Here is a 17,326-nt window from a genome sequence, read left to right as displayed (position 1 = left end):
TAACCATAAAAAACCCGGCTTATTGATTGCAAGCCGGGCTAGGTGCTTCATGTGAGCTTCAAGTGATTTTACTGATTATTGGGGAAGCTGAGAGATATCAGCCACTTCAAGGAATAGCGCCTGAAGGCTGGCGAGCAGGGCGAGACGGTTACGACGAACCGCTTCATCATCTGCCATGACCATTACCTGATCAAAAAAGCTATCCACCGGCTCGCGCAGTGTTGCCAATGCATCCAGAGCCTGCTGGTAATCGCCCGCGGCAAACAGCGGCGCCACATGCTGTTGACTTGCAGCCACCGCCTTGAATAAGGCTTGTTCAGCCTGTTCGTGTAGCAGGTTCTGATCAACCTGGGTGCTGCCATCATGTTCCTGTTTACTGAGTATATTAGAAACACGCTTATTGGCGGCGGCCAGCGCGGAAGCTTCCTCGCGCTGAGCGAAGGCCTTTACGGCTCTTAGACGGCGAGCAAAGTCCAATGGTTTGCTGACTGGGCGTGCACGAACGGCCAAGTACATTTCCGCCGTGATGCCTTCTTCCTGCCCCCAGGCGCGGAAACGGTCCAGCATGTAGGTCAGCACGTCTTCGACTAACCCGTCTGCCTTAGGCAAGCCTTGATGCTGCTCTGCGGCCACACTTAGCAGTTCGCGAAGGTCGAGATTTAGTCTGCCTTTGACAAGAATATTCAGCATGCCAATAGACGCGCGACGCAGGGCGAAAGGATCCTTAGCGCCGGTAGGGCGCTGGCCAATACCGAAAATACCCACCAGCGTATCTAAACGGTCGGCTAGGGCCAGGGCTTGGCCGGTGGGCGTCTGGGGGATAGCATCGCTGGCATAACGCGGCAGATACTGCTCTTCTAACGCTTGGGCAACCTCTGCGGCCTCACCGTCCTGCTCGGCGTAGTAACGACCCATAATGCCCTGCAGTTCAGGGAATTCGAGCACCATCTCAGTGACCAGATCGCACTTAGCGAGCGCTACGGCACGTTGCGCATGGTTCACGTCACCATTAATCTGCTGGGCGATAAAGGTTGCAATTGCGGTGTTACGACGCGCTTTGTCAGCCAAAGTCCCCAGCTGTTGCTGAAATACCACGCTTTCCAGCTGTGGGATGCGCGAGGCGAGACTGTGCTTGCGATCGGTGTCGTAAAAAAAAGCCGCATCCGCGAGGCGCGGACGGATAACTTTTTCATTGCCCGAAATCACTTGTTGAGGGTCTGCACTGTCGATGTTGGAGATGGTAATGAACAACGGCTTAAGCTTGCCTTGGTCATCCAACAGGTGGAAATACTTTTGATTGGCCTTCATGGAGGAGACCAAGCACTCTGCAGGGACTTCCAAGAATCGCTCGTCAAAGCTACCGGTTAGCGCCACAGGCCACTCAACCAAGCCACTGACCTCGATCAGTAAGTCTTCGTCAATCACAGCGTTGGCTTCTTGCACTTCGGCTTCTGCCAACACCTGTTCACGAATACGTTCACGACGCTGCTGGCGATCGGCTAGTACAAACGCGTTCTCAAGGGCGTCAAGATAATCGTCCGCATGCTCAAGTTGTATGGCATCCGGCGCGTGGAAACGATGGCCATAGGTGGTCCGACTGGCTTGTAAGCCAAGCGCTTCGGCAGCAACCACCTCGTTGCCATACAGGGCTAAAAGCCAATGCACAGGGCGTGAAAACTCAATGCGCGAGGAACCCCAGCGCATGTTTTTAGGCACCGGCAATCCATGGATGGCTTTGCGCAAGATGTCGGGTAGCAGCGCTTGTACATTCTCACCCGGCTGCTGTTCACGGTAGCCAAGCCAGGTGCCTTTGTCGGTTTCAAGGTGAATCAATTCATCGACGCTGACACCGCAGGAGCGGGCAAAGCCTTCAGCTGCTTTGGTGGGCACACCATCTTTGAAGGCCGCCGCAAGGGCCGGACCACGGCGTTCAACTTCACGGTCTGGCTGCTTATTGGCTAGAGCGGCGACCTGAACCGCCAGACGACGCGGGGTGGCGTAAGCAGTAACCTTTTGAAAGGGGATCTCGGCTTCCAGTAGGCCTTTCTCGATGCCAGCCGCAAACGCATCAGACAGCGCATCCAGTGCGGTCGGCGGAAGCTCTTCCGCACCTAGTTCTAATAGAAGCGTATCAACAGCCATTATGCGTCTCCCTGGTCGGCTAATAGTTCGCGGCGTAGTGATTCCGTGGCCATGGGGAAACCCTCAGCTTTGCGCGAATCAAAGTAAGCAGTGGCGACGTTCCTTGCCATGGTACGAACGCGTAGAATAAAGCGTTGGCGCTCGGTGACCGAAATAGCGTGACGTGCATCTAACAGGTTGAACGTATGCGATGCCTTCAGAACTTGTTCGTAGGCGGGCAGCGGTAATTTGGCTTCTAGCAATTTGCCGCACTCTTTTTCCTGGTGGTCAAAGGCACCAAACAGCTGGTCAACATCGGCGTGCTCGAAGTTATAAGCGGACTGCTCACGTTCATTTTGCAGGTAAACGTCGCCGTAGCTCACTTCGCTGCCGTCAGGCGCGATGGCCCAAACAAGGTCATAAACGCTGTCAACGTTTTGCAAGTACATGGCGATACGCTCAAGGCCGTAGGTAAGCTCGCCCGTGACGGGATAACATTCAATGCCGCCAGCCTGCTGAAAGTAGGTAAACTGGGTGACTTCCATACCGTTGAGCCATACTTCCCAGCCAAGCCCCCAGGCCCCAAGCGTGGGAGATTCCCAATTGTCTTCGACAAAACGCACGTCATGGACCAGCAGGTCCAGGCCTAAGCGTTTTAACGAGCCAAGGTAAAGGTCTTGCAGGTTGCTAGGCGATGGCTTCATGACCACCTGGAATTGGTAGTAATGCTGCAGTCGGTTGGGGTTTTCACCGTAACGGCCATCCGTCGGGCGGCGAGAAGGCTGGACATAGGCCGCATTCCAGGTCTCCGGCCCAATAGCGCGTAGGAAGGTGGCGGGGTGAAAAGTGCCTGCGCCGACCTCCATATCGAGCGGCTGGAGGATGACGCAGCCTTGCTCTGCCCAATACTGTTGCAGCGCAAGGATCAAGCCTTGAAAGGTCGACACATCAGGTGTCGATTGGTTTGTCGAGACACTCATCGCGGAAAGCACCGTTGGCCATGAATTCATAAGCCGTCAAGTATACAATCCCAGGCAGATAGGTTATAGGCGCTTAAGCCAACAGAGCCGCTTTTGGCAAGGAGAAAGAAAATGATTGTTGTAACAGGCGGTGCGGGTTTTATTGGAGCCAATATTGTCAAAGCGCTTAACGCGCGTGGCCGTAACGATGTGATGGTTGTCGACGATCTTCGCGACGGTACCAAGTTTGTCAATTTGGCGGACTGTACGTTAGCCGATTACCTGGATAAAGATGATTTTCTTGCGCGCGTAAAGTCAGCGCTTCGCGGTGAGTCGGCTGACTTGCCGGCCATCGATGCCATTTTCCATGAAGGCGCCTGTTCCGATACCACTGAATGGGACGGGCATTACATGATGGAAAATAACTTCGAGTATTCCAAGGTACTGCTCAATTACTGTGAAAAATTGGGTATTCCGTTCCTCTACGCCTCGTCGGCAGCTACCTACGGGGGAAGCGAGATATTCAAAGAAGTACCCGAATGCGAAAAACCGCTCAACGTTTATGGCTACTCGAAGCTACTGTTTGACCAGCATGTACGTTCTCGGTGGAACGAACTGACCACTCAGGTGGTGGGGTTTCGTTACTTCAATGTGTATGGCCCTCGCGAGCAGCATAAAGGCAAGATGGCCAGCGTGGCGTACCATAACCACCTGCAGATCCGTAATGGCGAATCCCTGAAATTGTTCGGCGCCTATGCGGGTTATGAGGCTGGTATGCAGAGCCGCGACTTTGTTTATGTGGGTGATGTCGTGGATGTGAACCTGTGGTTTTTAGATAATCCCAGCGCCTCGGGTATTTTCAATTTAGGCACCGGCCGAGCCGAGCCGTTTAAAGCGATTGGTGAAGCGGTAATCGACTACTACGCTAAAGGGCAAATCGATTACATTGATTTCCCCGCAGAATTGAAAGGGCGTTACCAGAGCTATACCCGGGCAGATATCAGCAAGCTACGTGCAGCAGGCTGCAACGTTGAGTTCAAAACCGTTGCTCAGGGCGTAAAAGCGTATTTGGAGTGGCTCAATGGCTAATCCCGCAATGCGGCTTTTGGTCATTGGCCCCTCCTGGGTCGGCGATATGGTAATGGCCCAAAGCCTGTTTATGACCCTAAAAGCACGGTTCCCCCGGGCCACCATTGGTGTGGTGGCGCCGGCATGGTCGCAGCCTATTTTAGAGCGCATGCCTGAGGTGGATGAGGTGCTTCCCTTAGCGGTAGGCCACGGAGAATTGGGTCTTGCTAGTCGCCGTGATCTTGCCAGTCGTATAAAAGGGCGCTTTGACCGCGCTATTGTCCTACCCAGGTCCTGGAAAGCAGCCTTGGTCCCCTTTATGGCACGCATTCCCGAGCGGATTGGTTTTCTGGGTGAACATCGCTATGGTCTTTTGAAAGAGCGCCGCAAGCTGGATAAACAAGTATTGGATCAAACTGTAAAGCGGTTCGTTTCGTTAGGTTTGCCGCTTGATGAGGCTATGAAGGGTAACTTCGCCATACCCAAGCCGCGGCTATTCATTGACCGGGACAATTTAGTGAATTTGCGCTTGACCCATGCGCTTTCCTCCCGCCCGGCGATTGGCATGATGCCGGGGGCTGAGTATGGGCCAGCTAAGCAGTGGCCGCTTGCTTACTTTCATCAATTAGCTCAATCGCTGGTTGCCAATGGCTATGAAGTCCGTGTGTTCGGCGGGCCAAAAGATCACGCTGCTGCTGAGACTATTGTGAAGGGCCTCCCTCAAGCCCACAATTTATGTGGTAAAACATCCTTGGTGGATGCCGTCGATTTGCTAGCCGATTGTCGCCAAGTGGTTACTAACGATTCCGGGTTAATGCATGTCGCGGCTGCGGTAGGCGTGCGTATCCATGCGCTTTACGGTTCCTCTTCGCCTGCTTATACGCCACCACTTACCGATAATGCAGTAATTCATTATCTTGGCCTTTCCTGCTCTCCATGCTTTGAGCGCACTTGCCCATTGGGCCACACTAACTGCTTAAATGAGCTACACGTGGATTCGGTCTACCAAGCAATTGTGGCTAATAGACCGCGTGAAAATGTGATTGTTAACGCATAATATCGACTTCTTCTGTTTGGTCTGCGGGCGTTTCAATCACTTGCTCCTGCGGGGTGCTGTCAGTATCGCGACGCTGTGGGGCAAGGCCTTCCCAGAGGCGATGTTGCAACGCGGTTTCCTCGCGTAAGCGCTCGTTTAACGTCTCGAAACCATGTCGCTCGACCAGGGTTTCTTGATCGCTAAGCAGTGAGGTGCCAAGCCCAGCCCGATGCTCTTCAAGACTAAGGCCGAGTGCTTCAAGAATCGTGGGGAAGACATCCAACATAGTTGCATCACGTTGAATACGCTGGGGATGCAAGTGATCGCCTATCAGCATAAAGGTGTTTTCGCGGTCCAGCATGGTTAGCTGGTCCCATACTGATACGCGCATGGTGAGGTGGTCACTCATGATTGCTACGACGGTATTGTCCAGCAATCCTTCATCTTCCAGGCGATCAATAAGCTTGCGTGCCAGCCAAGCAGAGCACTCGACCGAATAAAGGATGTCTTGCTCATCAAATGGCCCCTGACGATCGAGACAACTCTGTGCAGGAAATCCACTGGGTGCATGGCCTGCAATGCTCAGGTTTACCACGCCCCAAGGCCCGTCATCAGCATCCTCAAGGCGGCGAATTTCATCGACAGTCATGTCGTAAAGGCTGTCGTCGTATATTCCCCAACTGTTTACGTACTCTGAGTCATTTAGCTGACGCTCCAACTCCTCTTTACCTTTAACTGACTGAAACCCGTGCCCGCGGTAAAATAGCCCCTTACCGGCAAACTCTGTGCTGGCACCGCCTAAATAGCTGAGTCGATATCCCTGAGCGGCTAAGATATCGCCGAGACAATCAATACCTGGCACCACGCTCTTTAAAGGCTCGAACTGACTGTCGTGGAGAAGTCCGGCAGGCATTAAAGGTACACCGCATTGGCTTGCGATCATGCCCGCCATGGTCCAGCCGGTATTCTCCATTTGCTGAACGCCTTCAAAGACAATGCCTCGCTCACCCAGACGGTTAAGGTCGTTGTAGGCATCACCAAACTGGGGATCGCTATAGGTTCGCTCGATACTCTCTAAGTAAAGTAACAGCAAGTTGGGGGCGTCGTCTTGATCAGACGAAGGTGGGGCGACATAGCGATGATCAAGCCAATCGGCGTCGTCGGCTACCACGGCCGCACTACGCTGGCCTAGACCGAAAAGCAAAGGATTGCTGGCGAGCAACCCAAGCGCCAAGAAGCGCTCCGTCAATCGCCAACGTTGGTCATGGCGCGATAACCAGGTGACAGAAGCCAATACAGCAAGCATGCTGAGTGTGTAAACAACGGCGATAATCAACTTTCCTGCACCGCCGTGCTCCGCCATTCCCGCCTGGAGATGGAAAAACACAGCCCCTAAATCGACGTTGCCGAAACTGTCCGCTAGGTAGACATAGATGCCCCATAAGCTTAACGGCGCGAGTGACCAGGGCCATACTTTGCGATAACGTGCATTGAGTGGACGACCCCAGCGTAATTTAAGGCCGATACCTATCCATACCATCGCAAAGAAGAACAGCGTCCACCAAGGTAAGCGAGTGAGTACGGTGATAGCATAGCCAAGGCATAGGCCGATGACTGTAACGGGCAACCATGCAGAGGGTTTTTGACGTATAAACGCGATCATGCGTCTCCTATGATGGGGCAGAGGGTGACAAAAGATATGCCCTTGACCATGTCTGTAAAGATGGTCTGTCGACTAATTATATAACGAGTATAATATATTCTTGAAAATAGAAAATACAGTCAGTTATAAATATTTTGAAAGTTACTTTTACAAAGTGAGTAGAGCAAAATGTTTTTTAAGAAAACGCAAAAGAAAAATATTAATAAAATAGATACCCTTGTAAAGAAAGCGGTAGTTAAAAATCAATGTCAGGTTGATGCGAAAAAACTCAAGAGGTTAACTAAAGAAGATAGTGTTATAGATCAAGAACTGGTTGTAAGCTTAACTACATATTCTAAGAGAATTCATGATGTGTACTTGGTGCTTGAAACTATTTGCCAGCAAACAGTGTTACCTAACAGGGTAATACTTTGGCTTGCTGAGGATGAGTTTGATAATAATAACTTGCCTATTTCAATTAAAGAAAGAATGGAATTTGGCCTTGAGGTGAGATTTTGCGACGATATAAAAAGCTATAAAAAAATAATACCAACGATTGAAAACTTCCCAAATAGTGTAATTATTACATTAGATGATGATGTTTTATATCCCGCGGATACAATCGAATTATTGGTAAATGAGCATAAAAAAAACCCTACTTCAATAATAGGAAATAGAGCACATGAGATTACTTATAAGAAAGGCAAGGTGATGGCGTATAAAAAGTGGATAAAGGAAACGAAAAATAATAGTGATAATATATTCTTAACAGGGTGCGGTGCAATTCTATATCCTCCAAACTCTCTACATAAAGATGTGGTTAAAAAAGAAATATTTACTGAAATTTGTCCTTATGCAGATGATGTATGGCTTTTCTTTATGGCAAAATTGAATAAGACTAAAATTATAAATGCTGAAGGTAGAGATTTTAGAGAGTTTGTTGAGTTGTCAGATGGGTATTCTGAGGGCCTGAATAAACTAAATGTCGATAGGGGTTATAACGATAAGCAAATAGCTAACGTTATGGATTATTACAAAATAAACTTATGATGGAATTAATCGATGCTAAGAAAATTTTTTAGAAGTAATTTTTTCGAGAAGAAATTTATTAACCTAAGGAAAAAGTCTTCGTTCATTGACAAGAAATATAGGTTAGCCCATGGTATTGGTAAAGCGTTTGAAAGTGAAAAGTTAAAGGAAAAATCTGAAAATGCCATAAGGTTTTTAAAAGAAGCATGCATTACCCGTTATGAGGCAAGTGATAATGCGAAAATAATATGGATGTATTGGGACTCGCATATAGAGGAAGCTCCTGAGGTTGTCCAACTTAGCTATATCTCTTGGAAAAAATTAAACCCAGACTATAAGGTGGTGCTTTTAAATGATGAAAATATTAAAAGCAAACTGGGGTTTGAATTTAATGCTGTATTTGATTTGTGTAAAATACGTTTAACAAAAGCCAATAAGTCGGATTTATTAAGAACTTACTTGTTGACTAAGTTTGGCGGTATCTGGGCAGATGCCACTAGTTTTTGCATTAAACCACTTAAACAATGGCTGCCAAATATTAAAGATAAAACCGATTTTTTTATGTTTAGGCAAAAAGAAGTAAAAAGCAGGCCCCTTGAAGTATGGTTTATGTATGCGGAAAAAGGATCACCAGTAATTGCTAAGACGTTTTTTCTTTATTTAGATTTTTTATTAAAGGAACGGAATACCACGATTTTTGTCTCTAACAGCAAAAAAATGATGCGTAAATTAGGTTTTGAAAAAAGTTATCCTTATAGAATTTATGCGGAAAGTGTGTATGACGCAGAAAGATATGGCTTCATGCCGTATTTTGCACTGGCTTACTTTTTAAATGAAAGCATGAATACATCACTTGATGATTTTGAACAAGAAAACTTTTTTAGACTTCCTAATAAATTTTGCAACAATCAAGATTCAATTGATTGTTTTTTGAATTCTTATGTTTCAAAACAAACCTATAAAGATGGATATCCAACAAGTGACATATATTTAGAGCGAAAGGAAATCCTAGTGTCTAACATTTTGGTACAGACGGAGATATGATTCTGCCATCGTGCTCGATGCGTATTTTTCTAAATTTAACAATGCGTTTGAGGAAATTTTAGCCATCAGGGATCGGTCTTTATATAGCGTGATAATGGCTTCTTTTAATTCATTTACATTATTAGGAGGAATTAAAATTCCTGTCTCTTTCTGTTTTATAATATCCGGTATACCACCTACGTCGCTTGCGATAATGGGTACTTCTGCGTTCATAACGTCAAGTAAAATAGATCCTAAACCTTCGTTACGGGATGGAAAAGCAAAAATATCGAACGCGCTTATGTAGTCAAATATATTAGATTTAAATCCCATCCATTTAACATTTTTTAAATGATAGCTTTCTTTCTGGAGTGCTGTTTCATCCTCTCCTTGACCAAAGAATAAAAATAATAAGTTTGGGTGCTCTTTCTCTACTAGCTTTGCAGCCTCTATTAGAACACGCTGACCTTTGTGTCGATCAACTAAAGCGCCGATATGGCCTATTATAAATCGATCTGGGTACTGATGGCGAAGTGTTGCAGCTATTTCTGGATTTGGTGAGGAAGGTGTGAAAGCGCTTGGAATAACGGGTATTGGTTTGGAATTCAACGACGACAATTCGTTAGCGATTACATTAGAAATCGCAACACAGAAATGCGCCTTTTTATAGAACAGTAAGTTAGAGGGTTTTCGTTTAATGGGGGTGTCAACGCGACGAGTAATTATATATTCCGTTTTGTATAGTACACGGTGAAACCAAGCCCAGTGTACTGCTTTTGCTTCATGAGCATGGACAATACTGGCTTGGCCTGTAGCATGGTGCCCCATTAACTGGTGTTTAGCTGTGACGATACGCAAATTAGGTACTTCTGATAGCTCCACACGCATGGGCGAGTCAGGCTGACAAACGAGAGTCTGAGAAGCCACATGCGCATGGACCGCAAGGGCTTTAATCAGCAGGATCGTTTGCCGTTCACCACCGCGAAAACCCTTTGCCAAATTAACGTGTATAATGTGCAAGTATGGCTCCAACGCATTTTACATTTTAACGCTATCATAACACTGTCTCTCCTCGAAAAAAGGATTTACTGATGATGAACATAGGGGTGAGTGTCGTTATTATTACCCTCAATGCTTCGCAGACTCTATCAATGACGCTGGATGCCCTTGATAAATTTGAAGAGGTCGTTATCTATGATAATGGTTCAACAGATGACACCTTAAGCATTGCTACTCGTTATTCTAATGTATCATTATATCAGGGCGATTTTTTAGGCTTTGGGTTAACTAAGCAGCATGCAGTATCACTGGCTAAAAATGACTGGGTTTTATCGATTGATGCAGATGAAAAACCCAACAAGTTATTTATTGATAGTCTAGAGGAATGGTTGCCAAACGCATGCTCACACGATGTTGGGGAAGTGCTTCGTGAGAATTGGATGCTAGGACGACCTGTGCGTCACTCTGGTTGGGGAAATGATTGGCTAGTTAGATTATTTAATAGATGCGAGTATAACTTTAACGATGTAATGGTTCATGAGTCGGTTGCGATTGATAGTAGCGCCAGCGTTTATCGTCTTAATGGTTGCATTCAACATTCAGCTGTTACTGACTTGTCCCAATTTCTTGAAAAAATTAACCGCTACTCTTCTCTTCGCGCTCAGTCGGGAAAGTTAAAAAAATACTCGCCTGTTAGTATTTTATTTAAGTCTATATTTGCTTTTATACGTACGTATTTTTTCAAGCTAGGCTTTCTTGATGGGTGGAGAGGCTTAGTAATCGCCGTGGCGAATGCCAACGGTGTTTTTTGGAAGTATATAAAAAATTACAGTGATGAATAAGTTTGAAGGTAATTAACTATGAAGATAGCATTAGTCCATATGCGTCATGCCCATTCAGGTGGAACAGAGCTTTTTTTGAACCACCTATCAAGACACCTAGCTGAAAGAGGGGAAGACGTTACTATTATTTGCAGGTCACATGTTGAAGCCTCGCACCCAGCCATTAAGTTTGTTCGATTACGCCCCTTTAGTTTTGGTAAAGCACACCGAATTTGGCGATTTGCTCAAGCAGTCGAAAAGCATATTAAAGTTTCAGACTATGACTTTGTATATGGTCTTGGTAAGACATGGACACATGACATGCTCAGAATTGGCGGGGGCACCGCGTTGCATCACCTTAAATATATTAAACGTAAAACGCCCCGGTTAAAAGATCGAGTCGCGGTGAGAATTGAAAAAAAGGGCATGGCATTAGGTGCTTATCATCATATTGTGACGAACTCGTTTAAAAGCGCTGATGAGGTTGCTGAAGCTTATCAAGTATCAAAAGATAAAATTTCCGTCATACATAATTTTGTAGACACAGCACGTTTTAATAGACAGACGCTGTCTAAAGAGGTTACATCGCTTAAGGCTAAACTCAACATTGATGATAAGAAAATGTTGTTTTTATTTTTAGGTACCGGATATAAAAGGAAAGGGTTAAAACAAACGCTTGAAGCTTTTTCAAAAATCAATATTAATGCCAATCTTCTGATTGTCGGGAGAGATAGTCAGAAAGATGATTATAAAAAAATGGCCGTCGATTTAGGTATTGCCGATAATTGTAAATTTTTAGGTGAAAGTAATAAGCCAGAAGTGTATTTTTCAATGTCAGATTGTTATGTCTTGCCGGCCTTGTACGAACCTTTTGGCTTTACTGTATTAGAAGCATTATCTTGTGGCACACCTGTGATTACCTCGGAAAACTGTGGGGCAAAAGAAGTGTTAACGCCTGATGTATCAACAGTAGTCGGCTCAGAGGTGAATGCTGAAGAATTATTTTCAGCAATGTTAAAGTGGACAGATATGAAAGGTAGTGAAATATTAAGAGAAAAATGTCGAGCGCTTGCATTAAAGCTGGATGTCAATGAAATTATGGAAAATAACTATCAGAAGATACTCTCTGTTTATCAGCAAAAAAATATAAGTTAATCATTCTCTATAAAATCTCGGTTATACGTTTGTTATTTTTTTTGAGGATAACTAATATGAGTTTTTTTTATCAGAAAAACGAGTTTTCCCACATTAATAAAAAAGAAGAGGTCTTCTTTTATCATGCAAGATACCTTGCTCAGGTTAGGCTAAGAGATGCTCTTTATAATACGTTTTTTTTCCCAGTTGAGAAAAATCTTACAAAGACTTGGATGAGAGAAGGGCATTTCAGTAGCTTGCTTGAAAAAAAAGGTCTTCTAAGACGTGGTATTGAGTACGAATTGCCAGATGATTTGTTTGTTTATATTGATCCGCGTGAATTAATAAAGATAAGGAACTGGTCTGGTTTTCATAGTCGTGATCAACCATCTTCTTCCTGTTTTATTTGGAAGGGTGACTGGGATTTGAGTAGAGGTGACTTGCGCACCAATAGTCGTTATCGTTTTGTTACTGACATAGCGTATTGTCGATATGATCTTAGTCAAACTCACTTTTTTAAAGAGGCCAAAAAAAAGATTGAAGCTGGGAAGCCTTGGTCTTGCCACCATAGAAAAGTAATTCTAAATACTGATGAAAAGATACTAAAGTTTCTAGATGTGTATTTGGGTTTTATCGATGATATGAGGCTGAATGGTTTTGATCTTAGCAAGGGAAAGGATGAACTCGGAGTAGCCGTAAGTCGTGAGGGAAAGTTGATAAAAATAAACCGTGGTCTACATCGATTAGCGATGGCGCAATATCTAGGCTTGCCGTCAGTGCCGGTGAAAGTTAAAGCTGTCCATAGAGCGTGGTGGGAAAAAGTAACCGAGCATACGCATGGCGCTGAAGCGCTTGAACGTGTGGTGGAAGCGCTGCCACATTGTGTGCCCGAGACAGAACCCGGCACACTAGATCCTCACGAATCACCTAAGCACTTTACATGGCCATGAAAGGTCTATAGATCAATTGGTTGTGCGGTATCCTTGTAGAATCGGAGATGCTGACAAGGTCGGCTGAAACTTGTGTATTGACCGTTCCAACCTATCTAAATTCGCTTGCTGCCATTTTCCTCGCGGGCGGATACGGCAGCGATCCAAGTCAATCAGCCATGGCGCGCCGTTGGAATCAATCAGAATATTGCGAGCGTTCAGATCAACATGATCAAGCCCTATATCATGAAAGCGTCGAATCATGTCGCCCACCCGCTGCAAGAGTGCTTTGTCAGCTGAATTATTGATGATCAACTCGGCTAACGCTTTTGCACCGACAATGCGCTGAGTGAGCAAAGCTGCTTCGTAAGTGAGTCCATAACGGACCACGCAGGTGGCGATAGGGCGCGGAACAGGCAGTCCTTTTTCGAATAATTGCGCCGTCAGGCGCATTTCGCGAAAGCCGCGGCTGCGTTCAGCGCCTAACCAAAAGTAGCGCTGCTTGCTTAGCTTCGCGGCTAAACCGCCTCGCCGGTAAGGGCGCAAAACCCATTGCTCAGTAGGAGTGGCCTGTACAAAAAGGCTGCTGCCCCGGCCCGGTGCTTCGCCGACCACTAAGTCGCGCGAGTGCCAGTATTCAGCGCTGAACAAAGCGGGGGCGGGTTGGTGTGACACGGCGGCGTCACATAAACTGTCTTCATCATGTAAAATCAGACTATTTCCTTGCCGGAGTGCCGCTAAGCGCATGAAGCCCTCTCTGCCTGCTAAACCTAATCATATTGCGATTCTGCGCCTCTCTGCGTTAGGAGACGTGTGCAACCTTGTGCCCACCGTGCGAGCGTTGCAGCGCCAGTGGCCGCACGCGCGCATTACCTGGATCATCGGCAAAGGGGAGTACAGTCTACTGGCCGGTCTGTCCGGGGTCGAGTTTGTTGTGTATGACAAATCGACGGGGTTTAAGGGGATGCGCGCCCTGTGGCGTGAACTGTCGGACACGCGCTTTGACGTACTGTTGCATATGCAGCAAGCCATTCGTGCCAGTATTTTATCGCTTGGTTTGAAAGCCAAAGTGCGCGTAGGTTACGACAAGGCGCGGGCCAAAGATGCTCAGCACCGCTTTACTCAGCTCCATATAGCGCCCAGAACCAACCCTCATGTGCTGGAATCATTTATGGATTTCGCACGTTTGCTGGGAGTCGAAGAAGGGCCACTGGAGTGGGATTTGCCGGTGCCCCTTGCGGCTTATGACGAAGCGCGTTTGATCAGCGGTGAAGCGCCTTATTTAGTAATTAATCCATGCAGCAACGTGCGGCTGCGAAATTTTCGTAACTGGTCAGCAGAGGGGTATGCCAGTGTCGTTGAACATGTCTGGGTACAGCATGGTCTGAAAACTGTGTTGACCGGAGGTGGCAGTTCGCTTGAGCGTGAGGTCGGTGAACAACTTGAAGCGCTCTGTCAGCCAGACAGTGTTATCAATGCCATTGGTCAAACGTCGTTAAAGGGCCTTCTGGCATTGATTGATGGCGCGCGGGCGGTGATTGCACCGGATACCGGCCCTGCGCATATGGCTAATGCTATGGGTACTCCAACACTAGGGCTTTACGCGACGACCAATCCCCAGCGTGCTGCGCCCTATTTGTGGCGTGATTATGCGGTGAACGCCTACCCCGAAGCGGTGAATGCTTTTCTGCACAAGTCGGTGGAGGAGGTAAATTGGGGGCAGCGAGTACGCCATGCGGATGCCATGTCGCTCATCAAAGCCGACGACGTGATTGCTAAGCTCGATGCGCTGCTGGCACACACCGCCGCACAGCCAATAACAGGACTCACGGATGAAAGTTGATTTGAACGCCCTGGAACATGCTCGCGTTCTCGTTGTGGGCGATGTGATGTTAGACCGCTACTGGCACGGTGGCACTTCGCGTATATCGCCAGAAGCGCCCGTGCCGGTGGTACGTGTTGAAGATGCAGACGACCGGCCCGGCGGGGCGGCGAACGTCGCGCTGAATATTGCGGCGTTGGGTGCCCATGTCGCCCTGGCTGGGTTAGTGGGCGCCGATGACAATGCCGACCTGCTTATGGGTCAATTGTCTGCTTCAAATGTAAGTACTTACTTTCAGCGAAGTCCTGATATACCAACGATTACTAAGCTTCGTGTGATGAGTCGTAATCAGCAGTTACTGCGCCTGGACTTCGAGCAGCGTCTGGATGGTGTCGATACCAGCAACTTGCTTGCTCAGGTAGAAGAGGCGCTGCCTGATTGCGACGTGATGATTCTCTCCGACTACGGTAAGGGCACGTTGAATCAGGTGGAAAAGCTGATCTCGTTGGCGCGTGCCCAGGGTAAACGGGTGTTAATAGATCCCAAGGGCAGCGATTTCAGCAAGTATCGTGGGGCCAGTTTGATTACGCCGAATTTGACGGAGTTTGAGGCGATAGTGGGCCCGTGTAGCACCGATGCTGAGCTCTCAAAGCGTGGTGAAGCGCTGCGCGTTGAGCTTGAGCTGGAAGCACTGTTGATCACGCGCAGCGAAAAGGGCATGACCCTGATTTGCGAGGGGCATGAGCCGCTGCATTTGCCCACCCGCGCCCAAGAGGTTTTCGACGTGACGGGCGCGGGAGACACTGTGATTGGCTTGATGGGGCTAGCGCTTGCGGCTGGCCACGAGCTACCCGAGGCAATGATGCTGGCCAATTTAGGTGCCGGATTGGTGGTCGCCAAGCCGGGGACCGCCACGCTGTCGATTGCCGAGCTGTATACCGCTCTGCACGGCGATAAACTTGCCGAGTTTGGGGTTATTGAGCAGGCATCGCTGATTGAGGCAGTACGAGCTGCCCAGCGGCGTGGTGAGCGGGTGGTAATGACCAACGGCTGTTTTGATATTTTGCATGCGGGGCACGTGGCGTATCTCGAACAGGCAAAGCGCCTGGGAAATCGCTTAATTGTGGCCGTCAACGACGATGCTTCCATCGGTCGCTTGAAAGGCCCAACGCGGCCGATCAATCCGCTCAACCGTCGCATGCAGGTGCTGGCGGGGTTAGGCGCGGTGGACTGGGTTGTCCCCTTTTCGGACGACACACCACAAGCACTTATCGAGGTGGTGCTGCCGGATATCTTAGTGAAAGGCGGTGACTACCGGGCGCAAGATATTGCCGGCGGCAAAGCCGTGATCGCCAATGGGGGGGAGGTCAAGGTACTGGGCTTTGAAGATGGTGTCTCAACCACGGCGTTGATCAGCTCAATTCTGGATCGTGAGCGCTAATGGCGGTATCCGCTTGGCCACGGCTTGCCTACTCCATCGCGTTGTATGCACTCTCACCGCTGATTACATGGCGGATTTGGCGAGAGCAAGTACCCACTTACTCTCGCCTGCAGCGTTTAGGTTTGCGCCTTGACCCGCTTCCCTCTGGGCCACGGCTTTGGCTGCACTGCGCCTCGGTAGGCGAAGTGCGTGCCGCGCGTCCGTTGATCGAAGGCTTACTTGCGCGCTATCCCCAGCACAGTCTACTGCTGACCACCATGACCGCCACCGGTGCTCAGCAGGCTCAAGCGCTTATTTATGAACAGTCTGAAAGTGACCAGAGACGGCTTGCCCATCGGCTTTTGCCGCTCGACTACCCAGGCGCGGCCAAGCGGTTTATCGCTCGGCTAAAACCAGCCATGGCGCTGATGTTTGAAACCGAACTATGGCCCAATCTGCTACACGCCTGTCATCGCCAGAGAGTTCCTGTGGCCGTGGTCAACGGCCGTTTATCGCCTCGTGCTTACCAACGTTACCGGCGGTGGCGACCATTGTTAGCCAATGCCCTGGCGAACGTTAGCTGGCTGGCAGCCAAGTCATCGGCTGACGCCGAGCGCTTTAATGCACTAGGCTGCAGCGTTGCCGTGACCAGCGTAGTGGGCTCGCTGAAGTTTGAAATGCCTAGTAACAGCAAGGCTTATGAAGAGGGTGAGTACTTACATCGGCAGTGGGGCGGGCGGCCTGTATGGGTGGCGGGTTCCACCCGTGACGGCGAAGAAGCGTTATTGCTTGAGGCGCACCGCCAGCTTGGCAAACGCTACCCTGGCGCGCTTCTGGTCTTGGTGCCGCGCCACCCAAAGCGGTTTGATGAGGTGGCCCGCCTGTGTCGCGATGACAGCTGGTCGTTAAGCCGTCGTAGTCAACAGCAGCCCGTAACGGCACGAACCGACGTCTACTTGGCTGATACGCTGGGGGAGTTGGCAGTGCTCTATGCGGCAGGCAGTGTGGCCTATGTGGGTGGCAGTTTGGTGCCGCTGGGCGGCCAAAACGTGCTGGAACCCGCCGCCATGGGGAGACCTGTGCTAAGCGGGCCTTCGATCGAGAACTTTGCTGATGTGGCCGAGCCGCTGTTAGCCGCTGGCGCCCTAACCCTAGTGGACAGTCCCGGCGCCCTAGCTGAGGCGTTGATCCGTTATTTTGACGACCCTAGCAGTGCCCAACAAAAAGGTCAGGCCGGCTTGGCGGTGATTAACGCCCAACAGGGAGCCCTCAAGCGCACGCTGGACGGGTTAGGCAAGCTGGTCCCCCAATCGCCATGACGCC

15 protein-coding genes are annotated in these 17,326 nt (G+C 48.7%); 10 read left to right on the top strand and 5 right to left on the bottom strand.

Going from position 1 to position 17,326, the window contains the following annotated elements:
- Positions 1-75: 75 nt before the first annotated feature.
- Positions 76-2,142, bottom strand: coding sequence for a glycine--tRNA ligase subunit beta (gene glyS / locus GA0071314_RS18390; RefSeq protein WP_074398068.1), 2,067 nt, complete (start codon positions 2,140-2,142; stop codon positions 76-78).
- The gene (glyQ, locus tag GA0071314_RS18385; protein WP_074398067.1) at positions 2,142-3,101 is read right to left on the bottom strand and encodes a glycine--tRNA ligase subunit alpha; all 960 of its coding nucleotides are present in this window, start codon (positions 3,099-3,101) and stop codon (positions 2,142-2,144) included. Before glyQ ends, glyS begins: the two co-directional genes overlap by 1 nt.
- A 111-nt stretch (positions 3,102-3,212) precedes the next feature.
- Between glyQ and rfaD the strand changes: the two genes are divergently transcribed.
- Positions 3,213-4,169 (top strand): ADP-glyceromanno-heptose 6-epimerase, encoded by a 957-nt coding sequence (rfaD, locus tag GA0071314_RS18380; protein WP_074398065.1) that lies wholly within the window; start codon positions 3,213-3,215, stop codon positions 4,167-4,169.
- Positions 4,162-5,205 (top strand): lipopolysaccharide heptosyltransferase II, encoded by a 1,044-nt coding sequence (gene waaF / locus GA0071314_RS18375; RefSeq protein WP_074398064.1) that lies wholly within the window; start codon positions 4,162-4,164, stop codon positions 5,203-5,205. The genes rfaD and waaF overlap by 8 nt, the downstream gene beginning before the upstream one ends.
- Here waaF and GA0071314_RS18370 read toward each other — a convergent pair.
- The gene (locus tag GA0071314_RS18370; protein WP_074398062.1) at positions 5,195-6,847 is read right to left on the bottom strand and encodes a sulfatase-like hydrolase/transferase; all 1,653 of its coding nucleotides are present in this window, start codon (positions 6,845-6,847) and stop codon (positions 5,195-5,197) included. The genes waaF and GA0071314_RS18370 overlap by 11 nt on opposite strands.
- A gap of 168 nt (positions 6,848-7,015) precedes the next feature.
- Between GA0071314_RS18370 and GA0071314_RS18365 the strand changes: the two genes are divergently transcribed.
- Entirely contained in the window at positions 7,016-7,876 is an 861-nt protein-coding gene (locus tag GA0071314_RS18365; protein ID WP_074398061.1) for a hypothetical protein, read from the top strand.
- A gap of 12 nt (positions 7,877-7,888) precedes the next feature.
- Positions 7,889-8,899 (top strand): capsular polysaccharide synthesis protein, encoded by a 1,011-nt coding sequence (locus GA0071314_RS18360; RefSeq protein ID WP_074398059.1) that lies wholly within the window; start codon positions 7,889-7,891, stop codon positions 8,897-8,899.
- On the opposite strand, the gene GA0071314_RS18355 is transcribed toward GA0071314_RS18360, so the two are convergent.
- Entirely contained in the window at positions 8,864-9,898 is a 1,035-nt protein-coding gene (locus GA0071314_RS18355; RefSeq protein ID WP_074398057.1) for a glycosyltransferase family 4 protein, read from the bottom strand. The two genes, GA0071314_RS18360 and GA0071314_RS18355, sit on opposite strands and share 36 nt — an antisense overlap.
- Before the next feature lie 71 nt (positions 9,899-9,969).
- Here GA0071314_RS18355 and GA0071314_RS18350 point away from each other — a divergent pair, with 71 nt between their 5' ends.
- Genes GA0071314_RS18350 through GA0071314_RS18340 form a run of 3 tightly spaced genes read left to right on the top strand, consistent with a single transcriptional unit; the run spans position 9,970 to position 12,782 of the window.
- Complete coding sequence (locus GA0071314_RS18350; RefSeq protein ID WP_231896479.1) at positions 9,970-10,719, top strand: glycosyltransferase family 2 protein; 750 nt, start codon at positions 9,970-9,972, stop codon at positions 10,717-10,719.
- A gap of 18 nt (positions 10,720-10,737) precedes the next feature.
- The gene (locus GA0071314_RS18345; RefSeq protein ID WP_074398055.1) at positions 10,738-11,853 is read left to right on the top strand and encodes a glycosyltransferase family 4 protein; all 1,116 of its coding nucleotides are present in this window, start codon (positions 10,738-10,740) and stop codon (positions 11,851-11,853) included.
- 56 nt (positions 11,854-11,909) lie between these two features.
- The gene (locus tag GA0071314_RS18340) at positions 11,910-12,782 is read left to right on the top strand and encodes a hypothetical protein (RefSeq protein WP_074398053.1); all 873 of its coding nucleotides are present in this window, start codon (positions 11,910-11,912) and stop codon (positions 12,780-12,782) included.
- Between the two features lie 12 nt (positions 12,783-12,794).
- On the opposite strand, the gene GA0071314_RS18335 is transcribed toward GA0071314_RS18340, so the two are convergent.
- The gene (locus tag GA0071314_RS18335; RefSeq protein ID WP_074398052.1) at positions 12,795-13,508 is read right to left on the bottom strand and encodes a 3-deoxy-D-manno-octulosonic acid kinase; all 714 of its coding nucleotides are present in this window, start codon (positions 13,506-13,508) and stop codon (positions 12,795-12,797) included.
- On the opposite strand from GA0071314_RS18335, the gene GA0071314_RS18330 reads away from it, so the two are divergent.
- From GA0071314_RS18330 to waaA, 3 genes are read left to right on the top strand one after another with little or no spacing between them, the layout of a single operon-like run.
- On the top strand, positions 13,507-14,604 hold the full coding sequence (locus GA0071314_RS18330) for a glycosyltransferase family 9 protein (protein WP_074398050.1): 1,098 nt from the start codon (positions 13,507-13,509) through the stop codon (positions 14,602-14,604). The genes GA0071314_RS18335 and GA0071314_RS18330 overlap by 2 nt on opposite strands.
- Positions 14,594-16,024 carry a bifunctional D-glycero-beta-D-manno-heptose-7-phosphate kinase/D-glycero-beta-D-manno-heptose 1-phosphate adenylyltransferase HldE gene (gene hldE, locus GA0071314_RS18325; RefSeq protein ID WP_074398048.1) on the top strand — a complete coding sequence of 477 codons (1,431 nt, stop codon included), beginning with the start codon at positions 14,594-14,596 and terminating at the stop codon, positions 16,022-16,024. The genes GA0071314_RS18330 and hldE overlap by 11 nt, the downstream gene beginning before the upstream one ends.
- Positions 16,024-17,322: a lipid IV(A) 3-deoxy-D-manno-octulosonic acid transferase gene (gene waaA / locus GA0071314_RS18320; protein ID WP_074398046.1), complete on the top strand. Its 1,299-nt coding sequence runs from the start codon at positions 16,024-16,026 to the stop codon at positions 17,320-17,322. Before hldE ends, waaA begins: the two co-directional genes overlap by 1 nt.
- Positions 17,323-17,326 lie beyond the last annotated feature (4 nt).

Origin of the sequence: Halomonas sp. HL-93 (assembly GCF_900086985.1) — a bacterium.
Classification (GTDB): Bacteria; Pseudomonadota; Gammaproteobacteria; order Pseudomonadales; family Halomonadaceae; genus Vreelandella.
The sequence above is the reverse complement of the archived record's forward strand: the minus strand, read 5'-3'. Positions and strand labels throughout refer to the sequence as shown.